General features: G+C 71.7%; 14 protein-coding genes. 2 read left to right on the top strand and 12 right to left on the bottom strand.

What is annotated here, in order from left to right; genetic code table 11:
- The 4 genes from ADY59_RS15785 to ADY59_RS15770 form a co-directional block, all read right to left on the bottom strand.
- The gene (locus tag ADY59_RS15785; protein WP_049562827.1) at positions 1-861 is read right to left on the bottom strand and encodes a carbohydrate ABC transporter permease; all 861 of its coding nucleotides are present in this window, start codon (positions 859-861) and stop codon (positions 1-3) included.
- Positions 858-1,712: a carbohydrate ABC transporter permease gene (locus ADY59_RS15780; protein WP_049562825.1), complete on the bottom strand. Its 855-nt coding sequence runs from the start codon at positions 1,710-1,712 to the stop codon at positions 858-860. The genes ADY59_RS15785 and ADY59_RS15780 overlap by 4 nt, the downstream gene beginning before the upstream one ends.
- Positions 1,713-1,740: 28 nt before the next feature.
- A complete protein-coding gene (locus ADY59_RS15775; RefSeq protein WP_049562824.1) occupies positions 1,741-2,985 on the bottom strand; it encodes an extracellular solute-binding protein in 1,245 nt (414 codons plus the stop codon).
- An 86-nt stretch (positions 2,986-3,071) separates the two neighbouring features.
- A complete protein-coding gene (locus ADY59_RS15770) occupies positions 3,072-4,256 on the bottom strand; it encodes a DegT/DnrJ/EryC1/StrS family aminotransferase (RefSeq protein ID WP_156325527.1) in 1,185 nt (394 codons plus the stop codon).
- 60 nt (positions 4,257-4,316) lie between these two features.
- On the opposite strand from ADY59_RS15770, the gene ADY59_RS15765 reads away from it, so the two are divergent.
- Positions 4,317-5,522 carry a hypothetical protein gene (locus tag ADY59_RS15765; RefSeq protein ID WP_063780668.1) on the top strand — a complete coding sequence of 402 codons (1,206 nt, stop codon included), beginning with the start codon at positions 4,317-4,319 and terminating at the stop codon, positions 5,520-5,522.
- A gap of 13 nt (positions 5,523-5,535) precedes the next feature.
- Here the strand turns inward: ADY59_RS15765 and ADY59_RS15760 are convergent, their stop codons facing one another.
- The 6 genes from ADY59_RS15760 to ADY59_RS15735 form a co-directional block, all read right to left on the bottom strand.
- Positions 5,536-6,609 (bottom strand): dihydrodipicolinate synthase family protein, encoded by a 1,074-nt coding sequence (locus ADY59_RS15760; RefSeq protein WP_049562822.1) that lies wholly within the window; start codon positions 6,607-6,609, stop codon positions 5,536-5,538.
- Between the two features lie 19 nt (positions 6,610-6,628).
- Positions 6,629-7,636 carry an NAD-dependent epimerase/dehydratase family protein gene (locus ADY59_RS15755; protein ID WP_049562821.1) on the bottom strand — a complete coding sequence of 336 codons (1,008 nt, stop codon included), beginning with the start codon at positions 7,634-7,636 and terminating at the stop codon, positions 6,629-6,631.
- Between the two features lie 119 nt (positions 7,637-7,755).
- Entirely contained in the window at positions 7,756-8,640 is an 885-nt protein-coding gene (locus tag ADY59_RS15750) for a Gfo/Idh/MocA family protein (RefSeq protein WP_197093674.1), read from the bottom strand.
- Positions 8,641-8,856: 216 nt separating this feature from the next.
- Positions 8,857-10,662, bottom strand: coding sequence for a hydantoinase B/oxoprolinase family protein (locus ADY59_RS15745; RefSeq protein ID WP_049562817.1), 1,806 nt, complete (start codon positions 10,660-10,662; stop codon positions 8,857-8,859).
- Positions 10,655-12,658, bottom strand: coding sequence for a hydantoinase/oxoprolinase family protein (locus ADY59_RS15740; protein WP_049562816.1), 2,004 nt, complete (start codon positions 12,656-12,658; stop codon positions 10,655-10,657). The genes ADY59_RS15745 and ADY59_RS15740 overlap by 8 nt, the downstream gene beginning before the upstream one ends.
- A gap of 7 nt (positions 12,659-12,665) precedes the next feature.
- Positions 12,666-13,037 (bottom strand): hypothetical protein, encoded by a 372-nt coding sequence (locus ADY59_RS15735; protein ID WP_049562814.1) that lies wholly within the window; start codon positions 13,035-13,037, stop codon positions 12,666-12,668.
- A gap of 126 nt (positions 13,038-13,163) precedes the next feature.
- On the opposite strand from ADY59_RS15735, the gene ADY59_RS15730 reads away from it, so the two are divergent.
- Positions 13,164-13,784 carry a thymidine kinase gene (locus ADY59_RS15730; protein ID WP_197093673.1) on the top strand — a complete coding sequence of 207 codons (621 nt, stop codon included), beginning with the start codon at positions 13,164-13,166 and terminating at the stop codon, positions 13,782-13,784.
- Between the two features lie 32 nt (positions 13,785-13,816).
- Here ADY59_RS15730 and ADY59_RS15725 read toward each other — a convergent pair whose 3' ends face one another.
- Entirely contained in the window at positions 13,817-14,485 is a 669-nt protein-coding gene (locus ADY59_RS15725) for a DsbA family oxidoreductase (RefSeq protein ID WP_063780667.1), read from the bottom strand.
- 66 nt (positions 14,486-14,551) lie between these two features.
- Positions 14,552-15,448, bottom strand: a complete 897-nt coding sequence (locus ADY59_RS15720; RefSeq protein ID WP_049562810.1) for a hypothetical protein — start codon at positions 15,446-15,448, stop codon at positions 14,552-14,554.
- Positions 15,449-15,488 lie beyond the last annotated feature (40 nt).

The raw sequence follows: 15,488 nt of genomic DNA, 5'->3' as shown, positions 1-15,488 counted from the left end.
TTATTTGAACCCGGTCATCGCGATGCTGTTGACCAGGTACCGCTGCAGCAGGAAGAACACCAGCAGGCACGGGATCACCGAGATCGTCGCCGAGGCCATGAGCATCGACAGCTGCATCTCCTCAGTGCGCAGCGTGGTCAGCCCCACGGTCAGCGTCCGGGTGGCGTCGCTCTGCCCCACGACCAGCGGCCACAGGAAGTCGTTCCAGTGCCACAGGAACACGAACACGCCCAGCGTGGCCATGATCGGCTTGGTCAGCGGCACCACGATCGTCAGATAGACCCGCAGCTCGGAGGCCCCGTCGACCTTGGCCGCGTCGAACAGCTCGTCCGGCAGCCCCATGATGAACTGCCGCATGAGGAAGACCGCCTGGGAGTTGGCCAGCGTCGGCACGATCAGCCCCCAGAACGTGTCGACCCCCTCCAGGCTGTTGACCAGCACGAACGTGGGGATGAGCGTCGCCTGGAACGGCACCATCATGGTCGCCAGGAACGTCCAGAACATCGCGTCGCGGCCCGGGAAGCGCTTCTTGGCGAACGCGTAACCGGCCATCGACGCGGTGAGCAGGATGACCACCACGGACACGACCGAGTAGAGCAGCGAGTTGACCGTCCACTTCACGAACCCGGACGCCGACAGCACCTTGGACAGGTTGTCCAGGGTGAGCGAGTCGGGCCACTGGGCGGGCAGGGTCGGCTGCCCGGCGGGCGACAGCGCCACGACGAACATGGCCAGGAACGGCGCGACCGTCAGCAGCGACAGCACGGCCAGCAGGGCGGCGAGCGGCCACCTGGCCCGCCGGCGCCGCGGCCGTCCGGCGGCCCGGTCGCGGGTGAGCGGCCTGGAGGCGGTGATGGTCACGTGTTCCCCCGGTCCAGGAAGCGGCGCTGGATCAGCGACACGACCAGCACGATCGCGAACAGCACCACGCCCCACGTGGCGGCGTAGCCGAAGTCGAACGAGCGGAAGCCGTGGTCGTAGATGCCGTAGATGAGCGTGTAGGTGGCCCGGGCCGGGCCGCCGCCGGTCATCACGTAGATGGTGTCGAACACCTGGAAGGCGCCGATCGTCTCGATGATCAGGACGAAGAAGAGCGTCGGCTTGAGCAGCGGCAGCGTGATCCGGCGGAACTTCTGCCAGGGCCCAGCCCCGTCGACCGTCGCGGCCTCCAGGTAGCTGCCCGGGATCGACTTGAGCCCGGCCAGCAGGATCAGCATCGAGTAGCCGAAGCCCTTCCACACCGACACCACGGCCAGCGCGGGCAGCACCAGCGACGCCTCCTCCAGGAAGGCGACCGGGCCGAGGCCCATCTTGCCGATCAGGCCGTTGATCAGCCCGTCGAACTCGTAGATCCAGCGCCAGACGATGCCCGCCAGCACGAAGCTGGTCACGTACGGCAGGAAGAGCATGCCGCGGAACAGCCCGCGCATGAACACCACCTGGTTGAGCAGCAACGCCGTGCCGAGCGCCACCAGGACGGTCAGCGGCACGTAGATGGCCGCGTACACCAGCGTGACCCGCAGGCTGAGCCAGAAGTTGACGTCGTCGAGCAGCCTGGCGTAGTTGTCCGCGCCGACGAAGCTCCACTCTCCGCCGATGTTCCAGTTCGTCAGGCTCATGCCCGCCGCCCCGAGTGAGGGGAAGATCCGGAAGATCAGGAAGAGGACGAGCACGGGCAGGACGAACAGCAGCCCGGTGACCGGGTCACGCATGCGATGACGCACGGCGTTCCTTTCTCGTTCAGCCGCCGCTGCTGAGCAGCGTGTTGGCCTCCTCGGCGGCCGCGTCCAGGGCCGTCTTGGCGTCCTCCTGGCCGAGCAGCGCGGCCTGGATGTGCGGCGCGATGAGGCCCATCACCTGGCGGGCCTTGGGGTGGGTGTCGCCGGGGAAGGCGTACTGCAGGGACTTGGCGAACTCCTTGGCCGACTCCGACTGGTCCGGCACTGTGACGTCGGTGCGGGCCGGGAAGAAGCCCGACTCCTTGGCCAGTTCGGCGGCGACCTCGGGCGAGGCCAGGTAGCCGGCGAGCTTCTTGGCGGCGTCCTTGTTCTCGGTGTGCTTGGCGAGCACGACGCCGCCGGGGATGCCGAACGCGACCCGCTTGCTGCCCTCCAGGGGCAGGCCGATGCCGACGTTCTCCTCGCCGATGGCGGCGCCGAGCTGGACGGCCTGCAGCGCGGTGGCCGCGTGGTACATGGCGGTCTTGCCCGCCGCCAGCGCGCCGCCCTCGATGTCGTTGCCCTTGCTGGCGGCGTTCTCCGGCAGGCCGCCGGCGGCCTTGAGGTCGAGCAGGAGCTGCAGGCTCGCCACGCCCTCCGGGCCGTTGAAGGCCACGCTCTTGCCGTCGGCGGCGAAGACGGTGCCGCCGTTGGCCCACAGGAAGGGGTAGAAGCTCTGGTTCAGGCTGACCTCGGGCTTGCCCGGGTAGTCGAGGACGGCGACCTTGTCGGCGGCCAGCTTGGGGGCGGCCGCCTTGAGCTCCTCCAGCGTCTCGGGGACCTTCTCGACGCCCGCGTCGGTGAACAGCTTCTTGTTGTAGATGGGGGCGGTGATCGTCTGGTAGATCGGGACCCCGTAGAGCTTGCCGTCGACGGTCAGGGCGCTGAGCGAGTTGGGCAGGTAGGAGCCCTTCGCGGTGGCCACGACGTCGTCGACGGGCTCGATCGTGCCCTGCTGGGCGTACTGCGGGATCTGGTCGGGGCCGAGGACGACCAGGTCGAAGCCCTTCTTCGAGACCAGGGCCGTGGTGACCTTCTCCTGGCGGCCTTCCCACGGCTGCTGGTCGACGGTGACGTCGATCGCCGGGTTCTTCGCCTCGAAGTCCTTCTCGACCTTCGCCCAGAACGCCTGGCTCTTGGCCTGGTCGCCGATGACGGGGTACATCCAGAGGGTCACCGTGCTCTTGTCCGACCCGCTGGACGATCCGCACCCGGCGGCGGCGACGCTCAGTGCGAGCGCGACGCCCAGGGCCGTTGTCTTCCTCATCGGCGGCATCCTTTCACTAATACCGGTCCTGACCGAAACCTAGTGACGCGTCCTCGGCGCGGTCAATCCCTGATACCTGACCGTGACTACGGGAGGGCCCGAAATTTCGTCATCTCGTGGGCTATGAGGTTGATGTGATCCGAGGTGTAGTTCTCATTCCAGTCGATGACCAGCAGCGTCTCGGCGACCATCCGCTCGGCCTCCGGGCACGGACGGGGGGCGTACCCCTCCAAAGGGTAGCGAGAGGCTCCATATATCGGTCCTTGCCAGACGGGGGCGTGGTTGAGGGGCTCGTTCAGGTATCCGGCCCGCGCCGGTATCCCGGCCGCCCGCAGGTGCGCGGCCAGCTCTGGCGCGCCGCCCCCGGGCAGCACGAGGGGGAAGAGCCACCAGGCGTGGCCGTCCGGGCGCGGCAGCCGTACCCCCTCCAGCCCCTCCTGGCCTTCCAGGGCCTCCAGGAGCGCCAGGGCCGTCCGGCGGCGGTCGGCGACCACCCGGGGCAGCTTGGCGAGCTGGGCCCGCGCTACGGCGGCCTGGAGCTCGGTCATGCGGTAGTTCAGGCCGAAGGCGGCGTGCGAGCGGCCGGCCGACCTGTCCCAGCCCTTGTCCGAGAACAGCCGCATCCGCCGGGCCAGCTCGTCGTCGCTCGTCAGCGTGAGCCCGCCGTCGCCGCAGGTGATGTGCTTCCACTGCTGCAGGCTCAGGCACGCCACGTCGCCGACGGTCCCGGCGAGCCTGGCCCCGCCCGGCCCGGGCGGACGAGCTGCGGGCAGCTCCGTCAGCCACGCCTGGGCGCAGTCCTCGATCAGCGCGAGCCCGTGCCGGTCGGCCAGGGCGCGCAGCTCGTCCACCCGGGCCGGGGCGCCGAACAGGTGCACCGCCATGATGGCCCGGGTGCGCGGCCCGATCAGCCGCGCGACGGCGCCGGGATCGAGATTGCCGTCGGCGGGATCTACGTCGGCGAAGACAGGAACGGCGTTCTGCGCCAAGATGGGGGCCACAGTCCCGAAATCCGTGATCGGCGTCGTGATGATCTCGTCGCCGGGATCCGGTGCGGCGGCCACGACCGCGAGATGGAGGGCGGCGGTGCCGGAGCTACACGCGATCGCGTGGCGCACGCCGTGCAGCTCGGCGATCTCGCGTTCGAGCGCCCGCGCCTCGGTGCCCCAGACGGAGTTGAGCATCCCCGAACGGATCACCCGCTCGACGGCCGCCACCTCCTCGTCGCCGAGCGTGCGGCCGTCCGCCTCGGCCATGGACGGGAACTTCACAGAGCACCTCACAGGTTACGATTGCGGTCTTGACCGTTAATAACGAAAAGGGAGACGTGGGTGGCGATCGTCATCGGTGTCGTCGGTCCGCATGATCTGGTCGACCAGGTCGCGGCCACCTGCGAGGAGCAGCCGGGCCTCAGCGCCCTGCGGCTCGACTACGACCACGAGTCGCAGGCGCCCGCGATCGTGGAGGCGCACGCCTCCTCCGTCGAGGGCTGGCTGTTCACCGGCATCGTGCCGTACATGCTCTCCCGCGACGCCGAGGCGCTCACCCGCCCGGCCGCGTTCGTCGACTACACGGGCGCGACGCTGCTCAGCGCCCTGGTGCGGCTGCAGCACGAGGGCGTGGACGTGACCCGGCTGTCCATCGACACGCTGCCGGCGGCCGACGTGACGGCCACGTTCGCCGAGGCCGGGCTGCCCACCGACGAGCTGCGCACCCTGCCCTACCGGCCGGAGATGACGTCGAAGAAGGCCATCGCCTTCCACCGGCGCGGCCCGGCCCACCCGGTGATCACCTGCCTGAGCTCCGTGTACGAGTCGCTGCGCGACGACCCGCACGTGCTGCGGCTGGCCCCGTCGACGCACTCGGTGCGGGTCGCGCTGCGCCAGCTCCTGCTGACCGCCGAGGGCCAGGCCCAGGAGGACGCGCAGATCGCGCTCGGCCTCATCGAGGTGGAGAACGACGAGGGGCTGCTGCGCGAGGCCGCCGCCCTGGGCGGCACCGTCGCCGCCTTCCGCGGCGGCACGCACCTGCTGGTGACCACCCGCGGGCCGCTGTTCGACGCCACGGTCGGCTTCACCGGGCTGCCGCTGCTGGCCCGCCTGGCGAGTCAGAACCAGGTGGTGCGGGTCGGCTTCGGCCTGGGCCGCAGCGCCGCCGAGGCGGAGAGCCTGGCCCGCCGCGCCCTGGCCCGCGCCCGCCGCATCGGCGACGTCGCGGCGGTGCTGTCGCTGCGCGCCGACACCGACATCGTGCTGGAGTCGGTCCCGACCGGGCCGGCGGCCGAGCAGAACCTGTCGGTCATCTCCCGGCGGGTCGGCCTGTCGGTGCCCACGCTGGAGAAGCTCCTGGAGGCCCGCGACGCCGCCGGCGACGAGCCGCTGACCACGCGGGAGATCGCCGACCGGCTCGCCGTCCAGCAGCGCACCGCCCGCCGAATGCTGCACCGCCTGGAGCTCGCCGGTCTCGCCGAGCGCACCGGCAACCTGACCAGCGGCTCCAGCGGGCGGCCGCTGACGCTGTACCGGCTGATGCTCTGACACGCGCCGGCCGTCAGGACAGCCAGCGGGCCAGGCCCTCGGCCACGAAGTCGTCGTCCCTGAGCCACGGGTAGGCCGCCCAGATCCGGTCGATCTCCGCGAGCTGGCCCGGCGAGAGCTCCTCCGCCGGGTCGAGGCACCAGCGGCCCGCCAGCAGGCCCTGGCGGCGCAGGATCTCGTGGATGCCGGGGATGCAGCCGTGGAAGCCGTTGGCCGTGTCGAAGATGGCCGCGTTGGCGTCGGTGAGGTGCCCGTCGAGGGTGAGCAGGCGGCGCACGGCGGTGTCGTCGCCCGCGCGGGCGCGCCCGGCCTCCTCCAGGAGCTCCACCGCGCGCCGCACCCAGACGGCCCACTGGCCGAGGAGCCCGCCGACGAACTCGACCTCCACCTTCCGCCCGTCGACCACCACCCGGTGCGGCGTGATGAGGTCGGCCAGGATGTGGTCGTCGTTGCCCGTGTAGAGGGCGACCTCGGCGGTGCGCCCCGCGCGGACGACGCCGTGCAGCACGTCGAGCGTGCGGTAGCGGTCGAACGGGGCGACCTTGATGCCGACGACTGACTCGATCGACGCCAGCCTCGTCCAGAAGTCCCGCGACAACGGCCGGCCGCCCACGGCGGGCTGCAGGTAGAAGCCGATCACCGGCAGCACCTCGCCCACCGCCCGCGCCCGCTCCACCAGCGCGTCCTCGTCGAGCTCGGCGTACGGGCTCAGCAACGCCATGTGATAGCCGAGCGACCTGGCCAGCTCGGCCTCGGCCACGGCCTGGGCGGTCGGCCCGGTGGTGCCCGCCACCAGCACCACCTCGCGCTCGAACTCACCGGCGGTCCGCGCGGCCAGCTCCAGCACGGGCGGCAGCAGGTCCGTGCCGTGCAGCGCGAACTGCGTGGTGTGCACGCCCACCGCCAGACCGCCCGCGCCGGCCTCGACGTAGTAGCGGGTCAGGGCGCGCTGGCGGCGCTCGTCGAGCTTCCTGTCCTCGGTCAGTGCGAGCGGGTGCGCCGGTATCACCAGCCCGCGCCTGAACAGGTCACGCACCGACGTCTGCGCCTCTGGAGCCGTGCTGAGCACGTGTGTCCCCCTTGTCATGAAAGATGGTCCGCCGGCTCTAGAAACGGCCGTCACGGCGTTCGAACTTGGTCGGCTTGCCCAGCATCGGCCCGCCGTCGGACACCCAGCGGGCGATGTGGTCGATCAGCTCCAGCGGCGTGATCTCCGGGTAGCCGAACAGCTGGTGGCACCGCGAGGCGTTCGACAGCAGCGCCGTCGGCGCCTCCTCGCCGGTGAACACCGGCTCCTCGCCCAGGCGCGCGCCCAGCTCCAGCGCCGCCCGCCGGACCGAGATCAGCTCCGGGCCCGTGACGTTGAGCACGTACGGCGGGGTGCCGGCGAGCAGCAGCGAGCGGAGGGTCACCTCGTTCGCGTAGCCCTGCCACACGATGTTGACCTGACCGGTGGCCAGGTCGACGGGCTCGCGGGCGAGCACCTTCTGCGCCAGGTCGACGAGCACGCCGTAACGCAGCTCGACGGCGTAGTTGAGGCGGATCAGCGACATGGGGGTGCCGTGCAGCTCCGAGAAGTGCGTCAGCACCCGCTCGCGGCCGAGGCAGCTCATCGCGTAGTCGCCGACGGGGCCGGGCCGGTCCTCCTCGACGCTGCCGCCGCCGGTCACGGGGACGAGCGGGTAGACGTTCCCGGTGGAGAGCGCGGCGATGCGGCTGTCGCGGAACCGGTCGGCGACCCGGCCGGGCAGGTACGCGTTGGTGTACCAGGTCGCGTGCTCGCGGCCCTGCGTGCCGAACTTGGCCCCGACCAGGAACACCACGTTCGGCGCCTCGGGCAGCTCGCGCAGCGCCCGCTCGTCGGCCACATCGGCGCTCACCACGGTGGCGCCCTCGCCGGTCAGCGCGTCGGCCAGGCCCGGCTCGGAGAAGCGGGAGACGGCGATGATCCGCCGGTCGCCGCGGGTGGCGTTGAGCGCCAGCCGCACCAGGCTCGGGCCGAGCTTGCCGCCCGCGCCCAGGATCATGATGTCGCCGTCGAGCTTTCCGAGGTCCTCGACCAGCCCGGCGCTCGGCCGCGCCAGCCGCTCCTCGAGTTCCGCTGTCGTCCGCACGCGGGATCCCCCTCTGTCGTCATTTACGGTCCAGACCGTAACTGCGACAGACTCCCGCTGTCAACGGGCACACACTCCCGCGATGAGCGGCCCCCGCACGGGGACCGCCTTCCCCGCCGTCAGACGCTCTCGCGCGCGTCGACCAGCACGCCGAGGATCGCCCTGGTCTGCGCCCACGGCACCGGGCTCGGCGCGCCCGCCACCATGCGCAGGAACGCCTCGATCGTCCCCGCGTAACCCAGCCCGAGCACCGGGTCGTCGCCCGGCTCGATCACCACCCGGTCGGCGCCGTCACGCCGGTAGAGGGTCACGCCGTAGGACTCCTGGTCGCTCACCCCGAGGACCTCCACCACGCCGGTCACCCCGCTCTCCCACTGCAGCGCCAGCACCCCCGTGTCCTCCGACCGGAGCGTCCCGTAGTGCCGCGTCGCCCCCGCCGCCCCCACCAGCCGCACCTGCGGGCCGAGCAGCGCCACCAGCAGCTCCACCCCGTGCACGCCCATGGTCACCAGCGTCCCGCCGCCCTCCGACGGGGTGTCCTGCCAGGCGTTGTAGCCCGTCGCCCAGAGCCCCACGTCATGCCGTACGGTCGCGCGCACCGACAGCACCTCGCCCGGCTCCGCCTTCACCCCCGCGAACCCCGGCGCGAACCGCAGCACCGAGCCCGACATCACCCGGTCATGGATCGCCAGCCGGTCCAGCCGGTCCAGCTGCTCCCGGGTGGCGGCGGCCGGCTTGTTCACGAAACACGCCGCCCCGGTCTCCAGCACCGCCGCCAGCGCCTCCGGCACCCGCGGGTTCGGCACCGTCAGCACCACCCCGTCCGGCCCGTCGGCCAGCGCCTCCGCCAGGCTTCCCGCGACCCGCGCCCCGGGATGCTCCTCGGTGAACCTCCGCAGCCGCTCCCCGTCCGGCTCCCACACCACCAGCTCGGCATGCCTGGCCAGGGTGCGGGCATCGGTGTAGGGATGGCTGGTGGCGAGCCCGGCGAGAGCGATGCGCACTGCGTCCTCCAAAGGGTCAAGGTCCGGAAACGCAGCCCATCATGACAGCCCCGCATCCCAGGTGACACTGCGTACGCGGGCGGGCACGCCTGGAACAGGCCCCCTACGGGGGAGGTGGAGGCCACGTGCCGGCAGCACGACTCGTCGACGTACGCGGAGAACGGGGGGTTCACGACGGCTCATGGCGGCCCCGCCCCTCACGTGACGTGACAATCTCTACAGTTCGTCCACCTCGGCGAACGCGCGCCCGCCCGACAGGCGCGGATAGCCGGGGCCGCGGTCGAAGAAGCGGTCGGCGGGCGGGCGGAGGCGGGCGCGGAGCTCGGCGGTGCCCTGCTCGTCGATGCGGTCGCCGTCCAGGACGACGCCGTAGTCGCCGAGGGCGCCGGCGATCGAGACCTTGCCGTCGCGGACGTCGGCCGCCACCGCGCGCGGGTCGCGGTCGTACGGGGAGCCCCAGCCGCCGCCCCCCGTGGTGCGGATGCGGATGAGCTCGCCCGCCTGCACCGGGTGGTCGTCGACCAGGCCCTCCATCTCCTTGCCGGCGATCTCGACACGGAAGGGACGCCCGGCGAGGCCGCCGTTGACGCCCCAGCACGACAGGATCGAGCGGTCGGCGATGGACATGTACGACGCGTCCCGGAGCATCCTGATGTGCTTGTCGTAGCCGAGCCCGCCCCGGTACATGCCGGGCCCGCCGGAGTCGCAGGCCAGCCCGAGGCGTTCGACCCGGAACGGCCAGCGCGCCTCGGCGAACTCGACGGGGATGTTGCGCGAGTCGGGCACGACGTGGATGGTGTCCTCGCCGTCGGCGTACCAGCGCCCGCCGGAGCCGCCGCCGAGCACCTCCCGCATGAGGTACGGGCCGTCGTCGCCGGTGCCGTGCACGCCGGTGTAGCGGATCGTCTCCTGGTCGGCGGGCATGCGGCCGCCGGTGGCCTTGGCCAGCACCCCGGCCAGGACGCCGAGCAGCCGCAGGATGACGAACGTGCGGGCGTTGGTGGGCGCGGGGAAGACCGGGGTGAGCAGCGTGCCCTTCTCCGGGAAAATCATCTTGATGAGGGGGACGACGCCCTCGTTGACGTCCAGCTCGGCCATGCGCTCGGGCGTGTCGGCCAGGTTGCGCAGCACCGGGGCGAGCCACTTCTTCAGGAAGACGCCGTCGGCGTAGTCGCCCGCGTGGTTGATCGGGCCTTTGGCCTGCGGTGACGTGCCGGTGAAGTCGATGGTGAGGGGCGCCTCGGCGGCGTGGTCGACGGTCAGCGTGATGCGCTGGGCGTGCAGGCGCGGCTCGTCGACGCCGTCGTGCTCGGCGTAGTCCTCCCACGTGTACGTGCCTTCGGGGATCTTGGCCAGCAACTCCCGGCGGAAGGTCTCGGTCGTCTTGGCGATGATCGCGTCGAAGCACTCCTCGACCGCCTGCCTGCCGTACCTCTCGAACAGCTCGCCGAGGCGGCGGGCGCCCATGAGACAGGCGGAGCACTCGGCGTCGAGGTCGCCGGCCAGCGAGTCGGGCATGCGGGAGTTGCGCGTCATGATGCGCAGCGCCGCCTCGTTCGGCACGCCCTGGTCCCACAGCTTGATCGGCGGGACCATCAGCCCCTCCTCGTACACCGACCGGGCGTGCGACGGCATCGAGCCCGGCACGGCGCCGCCGATGTCGTCGTGGTGCCCGAACGCCTGCACGAACGCCACCACCGCGCCGTCGTGGAAGACCGGCACGGTGACGCACAGGTCGGGCAGGTGGCCGATGCCGCCTTCGGACAGGTAGACGTCGTTGTGGAAGTACACGTCGCCCGGCTTCATCGTCGCGGCCGGGAAGTCACGGACGACCGGCTGCACGAGCGCGCTGTAGGAGCGGCCGGTCAGCTTGCGCAGCCGCACGTCGTGGATGCCGGCGCGGAAGTCGTGCGCGTCGCGGATCATCGGCGAGCGGGCCGTGCGCGCGATGGCGGTCTCGACCTCCTTCTCCACCGAGGCGAGCGTGCCCTCGACGATCTCCACGAGGATCGGGTCAGTCACGCCGTACCTCCAGGTTGCCGTACTCGTCCACCTTCGCGGAGAAACCGGGATGGATCGGGATGGTCGAGCCGTACTCCTCGATGACGGCGGGCCCCTCGACGACCGCGCCCGCCTCCAGCGCGGCGCGCTGGAGGACCGGGGTGTCGTGCGCCTCCTCGAAGTGCACGCTCCTGCTCGCCTCGACGGGCTCGATCCGCTGGTACGGGTCCCGCCGGATCACCGGCCGGGTGATGGGGCCGATGCCCGAGACGCGCAGGTTGACCCATTCGACGCCGTGCCGTCCGTCGTCGCGGTAGGCGTAGCCGTACAGCTTCTCGTGGGCGTCGTGGAAGCGGCCGACGACCTGCGCGCGCCACTCCTCGTCCAGCGGGCCGGCCGGAGCCGGGACGCGTACCTCGTAGGCCTGGCCGTAGTAGCGCAGGTCGGCGCTGCGTACGTGGACGGGCTCGTCGAAGCCCTCGCGGTCGAGCGCCTCGGCGGCCTCGCCCTCCAGCTCGCCGAAGATCTTGGCGGCGCCGGCCAGGTCGAGGTCGCGGGTGACGCAGGTGCGTACGTAGTCGTTCTTGACGTCGACCGTGAGCAGGCCGAACGCCGAGACGTTGCCCGGCTCGGGCGGGACGATCACGGCGGGCAGGCCGAGGATGTCGATGAGCCGGCACGCCAGCAGCGGCCCCGAACCGCCGAACGTCACCAGCGGGAAGTCACGCACGTCGAGCCCGCGCTTGACCGTGAGCTGCCGGATCGCGTTGCTCTGGTTGAACGCGCTGATCTCCAGGATGCCCGTCGCGGTGCGCTGAGGCGTGAGCCCGAGCTTGCCGGCCAGCGCCTCGATGCCCATCCGGGCGGCGTCGTAGTCGAGCGGGATCTCGCCGCCGAGCAGGTGCGGCGGGATGCGGCGCAGGTAGACGTGCGCGTCGGTGACCGTCACCTCGGTGCCGCCCCGCCGGTAGCAGAGCGGGCCCGGGTCGGCGCCCGCCGAGCGCGGGCCGACCTTGAGCGTGCCCTCCGGCGAGATCCAGGCGATCGAGCCGCCGCCGGCGCCGACGGTGACGATGTCGATCATCGGGATCTTGCACGGGTAGCGGCCGACGGCTCCTTCGGTGGTGACGGACGGCTCGCCGTCGATCACCACGGCCACGTCGGTGGACGTGCCGCCGCCGTCCAGCGTGATCACCGACGGGTGCCCGGCGTTGGCCGCGATCAGCCCGGCGCCGAGCGCGCCCGCCGCCGGCCCCGACAGGACCGTGGTGACGGGCTGGTGGACGACCTCGCGGGCCGACAGCACGCCGCCGTTGGACTTCATCACCGAGAACGGCTTGCCCAGGCGGCTCGACAGGTTGGCGATGTAGGCGCGCATGCCCGGTTTGACCGCGGCGTCGACCAGGGTGGTGACGGCGCGCTCGTACTCGCGGTACTCGCGCAGCACGTCGCTGGAGAGCGACACCACGGCCTCGGGATGCTCGCGGGCCAGCACCTCGCGCATCCGCCGCTCGTGGTCCGGGTTGGCGTAGGAGTGCAGGAAGCACACGCCGATCGCGGTCACGCCCCGGCTCCGGAACCAGCGCGCCACCTCGGCCGCCTGCTCCTCGGAGAACGGGCGCACCTCGGCGCCCCGGTGGTCCAGCCGGCCGCCGACGGTCTTCACCAGGTGCACGGGGACGATCCGGGGCGGTTTGACCCAGAAGTAGGAGTTGCCGTAGCCGTCGGGGACGCTCTGCCGGCCGATCTCCAGGAGGTACTCGAAGCCCTCCGTGGTGATCAGGCCCAGGTTCGTGATCCGGTCCTCCAGGAGGAGGTTCGTCGCGACGGTGGTGCCGTGCACGATCGAGGCGACGTCGAGCTCGCCCAGTTTGCCGACGCCCGTGAGGAAGCCGTCGGCCGGGTTGGCGGGGGTGGAGGGGGTCTTGGTCGTGACGATCTCACCGGTCTGCTCGTCCACCGCCACCACATCGGTGAACGTCCCGCCGGTGTCGACTCCGATACGGACGCTGCGCATGGCTCCTCTAGCTTCGGCGACGGCCGAGCACTTCGTCGATGACCTTGGGCGCGTTCTCGGTGCCCACGTACGCGGCGAGCCGGACCACCATCTCCTGCGCCTTGGACAGTTCGGCCTCGACCCTGGCCTTCCCCGACTGGCCCGCCTGCACGCCGAAGTAGGCGCCGATGATGGTGCCGATCACCCCGGCCACCCCGGCGAACAGCGCGGCGAGCTCCCCGGTGGCGAACACGGCGGCGCCGAACGCGACGAGGACGGCGATGATGCCGGTCACGACCACGAAGAAGCCGTACCGCCAGCGGGCGGCGTCGGCCTGCGCGGCGGTGACCTCGTCGGGGGTCATCATCGCGTCGAGCGACGGGGGTTTGTCATGGACCACGGTTCCTCCTGATACTCCAGAGGAGAAATGTCCCACGAGGTCATGGAACAAGCCAAGCCGCTAAGGTGGCACCCCGTGACTGAATCGTCTGCCCTGTCTCCTGTGCCGCCTGGTGCGCGTGATGCCGTGCTGAAGTTCTATTTCGGGCCCATGGACTGCGGCAAGTCCACGCTGGCGCTGCAGATGAACTACAACCACGGCCGCCAGGGCAGGCGCGGGCTGGTGCTGACCAAGCACGACCGGTCGGGCGGGCCCCGGGTCACCAGCAGGATCGGGCTCGGCCTGGAGGCGATCGAGGTCGGCGACGCGCTCGACCTGGTAGCGCTGGTCACCGGGCACGACAAGATCGACTACCTGATCTGCGACGAGGCGTGCTTCTACACCGTAGAGCAGATCGAGCAGCTCGCCGATCTGGTGGACGAGCACGGGATCGACGTGTACGCGTTCGGGCTGGCGTCGGACTTCCGGTCGGTGATGTTCCCGGCGGCGCAGCGGCTGTTCGAGCTGGCCGACGAGGTGTGCCGGCTGCAGGTCGAGGTGCTGTGCTGGTGCGGCCGGCCGGGCCGGCTCAACGCCCGCGTGGTCGGCGGCGAGCTGGCGCGCACCGGCGAGCAGGTGGTCATCGGCGACACCGACGCCTCCCCGGTGCGCTACCAGGTCCTGTGCCGCCGCCACCACCGCGCGGGCCTGCTCGGCGAGGGCACCACAGCCCCGGGAGCCCCGGGAGCCACGCACGCGGCTCAGTAGAGGCACAGCACCCGTCGTGGCGGCCGGGTCGCTCAGACGGCGCAGTAACCGTCGTCGCAGCCGTCGCCGGGCGGGGTGAGCGGCGTGATGGGCGTCTGGCCGGTGCGGGCGGCCACCTCGTCGATCGCGACCCTGAACGTGTCCACCGGCTGCGCCCCCGACACCGCGAACTGCCCCTCGAACAGGAACAGCGGCACCCCCGTGATCCCGAGCTGGGCGGCCCTCGCGATCTGCTCGCGCACTCCGCCGGCCCCCTCGCCGGTGTCGCGCACACCCGTCTCGGCGGCCAGCTTGGCCAGCACCCCGGGGTCGCCGACGTTCAGCCCGTCGGTGAAGTGCGCGCGGAACAGCCGCCCGGCCATCTCCTCGCCCAGCCCCTGCGCGGCGGCGACGTCGACGAGCCGGTGCGCCTCGAACGTGTTGGCGCTGACCGCCCGGTCGAAGCGGATGTCGAGGCCGTCCTCGGCGCCGGTGGCGGTCACCCGGGTGACCATCTGCGGGACGTTCGCGCCGAACTTGCGTTCCAGCGCGGGGATCAGCGGCTCACCCTCGGCCGGGGCGTCCGGGTTGAGCTGGTACGGGCGCATCGTCACGTCGATGACCCCGCCCTTGGCCCGGAACGCCTCCGCGGCACGGGCGAACCTGGTGTGCCCGATATAGCACCAAGGGCAGACGATGTCAGAGAAAATCTCAACCTTCACGCCCACTGACAACCACCGCCCCGCTGCGGTGATTCCGGCCGAGCGGCGCGATCCCGGAGGGCGGCGTCAGCCGGAGGCCAGCTCCTCCAGCCGGTAGGGCAGGTAGGCCGAGCCGTCGACGAGCGCCGAGGCGCCGCGCCACCAGCCGAACCACTCGCCGCTGCGCCACATCCAGTCCACCCGCTCGATCGCGGCCACCACGTCGCCGACGCTTCCCCAGCCTTCGCCGAGCTGCTGCGCGGTGGCGCCGTGCCGCAGCGCCCAGTCGCGCAGGATCCGCACCGCCTCCTCGTCTACGGGCCGGGCGTACGGGTCGGGGTCCTCGCCCGGCAGCCGGTGCGGGCCCAGCCCGGCGGCCACCCCCCAGCTCCACTGCGCCTCGGCGGGCCGGGAGTAGCGCAGCGAGTGGAAGTCCAGGTTGGAGCCCAGGTCCTCGTCGGGGCGCCGCGTCACGACCGCGTCCAGCCGGCCACCGGCGTCGAAGTGCACGACCAGCCGCTGCCCCGGCCGCACCCCTTCCGGCAGCTCGAAGCGGTCCTCGGCCTGCCACGAGTTCAGGTCGACCTGGGCGACCGGTTTGCCCCACAGCGCGTCGGCGGCATCGTCGGACGCCCAGGCGGCCAGCATCTCCAGCGCGGTCAGATCGGTCCACGGCTCGATCGCCACGGCCGTGCGCAGCACCTCGTCGGGCGCCGGCAGCTTCCCGCCCCTGGGGCGCGTCCACCACTCCGCGCCCAGTTCCCTGGTGCCGACCAGCAGCGCGGCGATCGCGGCCAGCTCCGCCGACCGCCGCGTGAGCGACGCGCCCAGAGCCAGCCCCAGACACCGGTCGCACCGCTCGTCCCCGACGATCGGGCGCGCGTCGGCGACCAGTGTCTCGGCCGTCGGGCGGTCCTCTCCCAGCAGGTTGCGGATCACTCGTCTGGCCTCGGTCCTGGCGTCTTCAGCGTGTGCCTGCCGCATACCGCCAACGCTACGCCCGGAGATCCTTTTCCGCGAGAGC

Source organism: Nonomuraea sp. SBT364 (assembly GCF_001083785.1).
Classification (GTDB): Bacteria; Actinomycetota; Actinomycetes; order Streptosporangiales; family Streptosporangiaceae; genus Nonomuraea.
The sequence above is the reverse complement of the archived record's forward strand: the minus strand, read 5'-3'. Positions and strand labels throughout refer to the sequence as shown.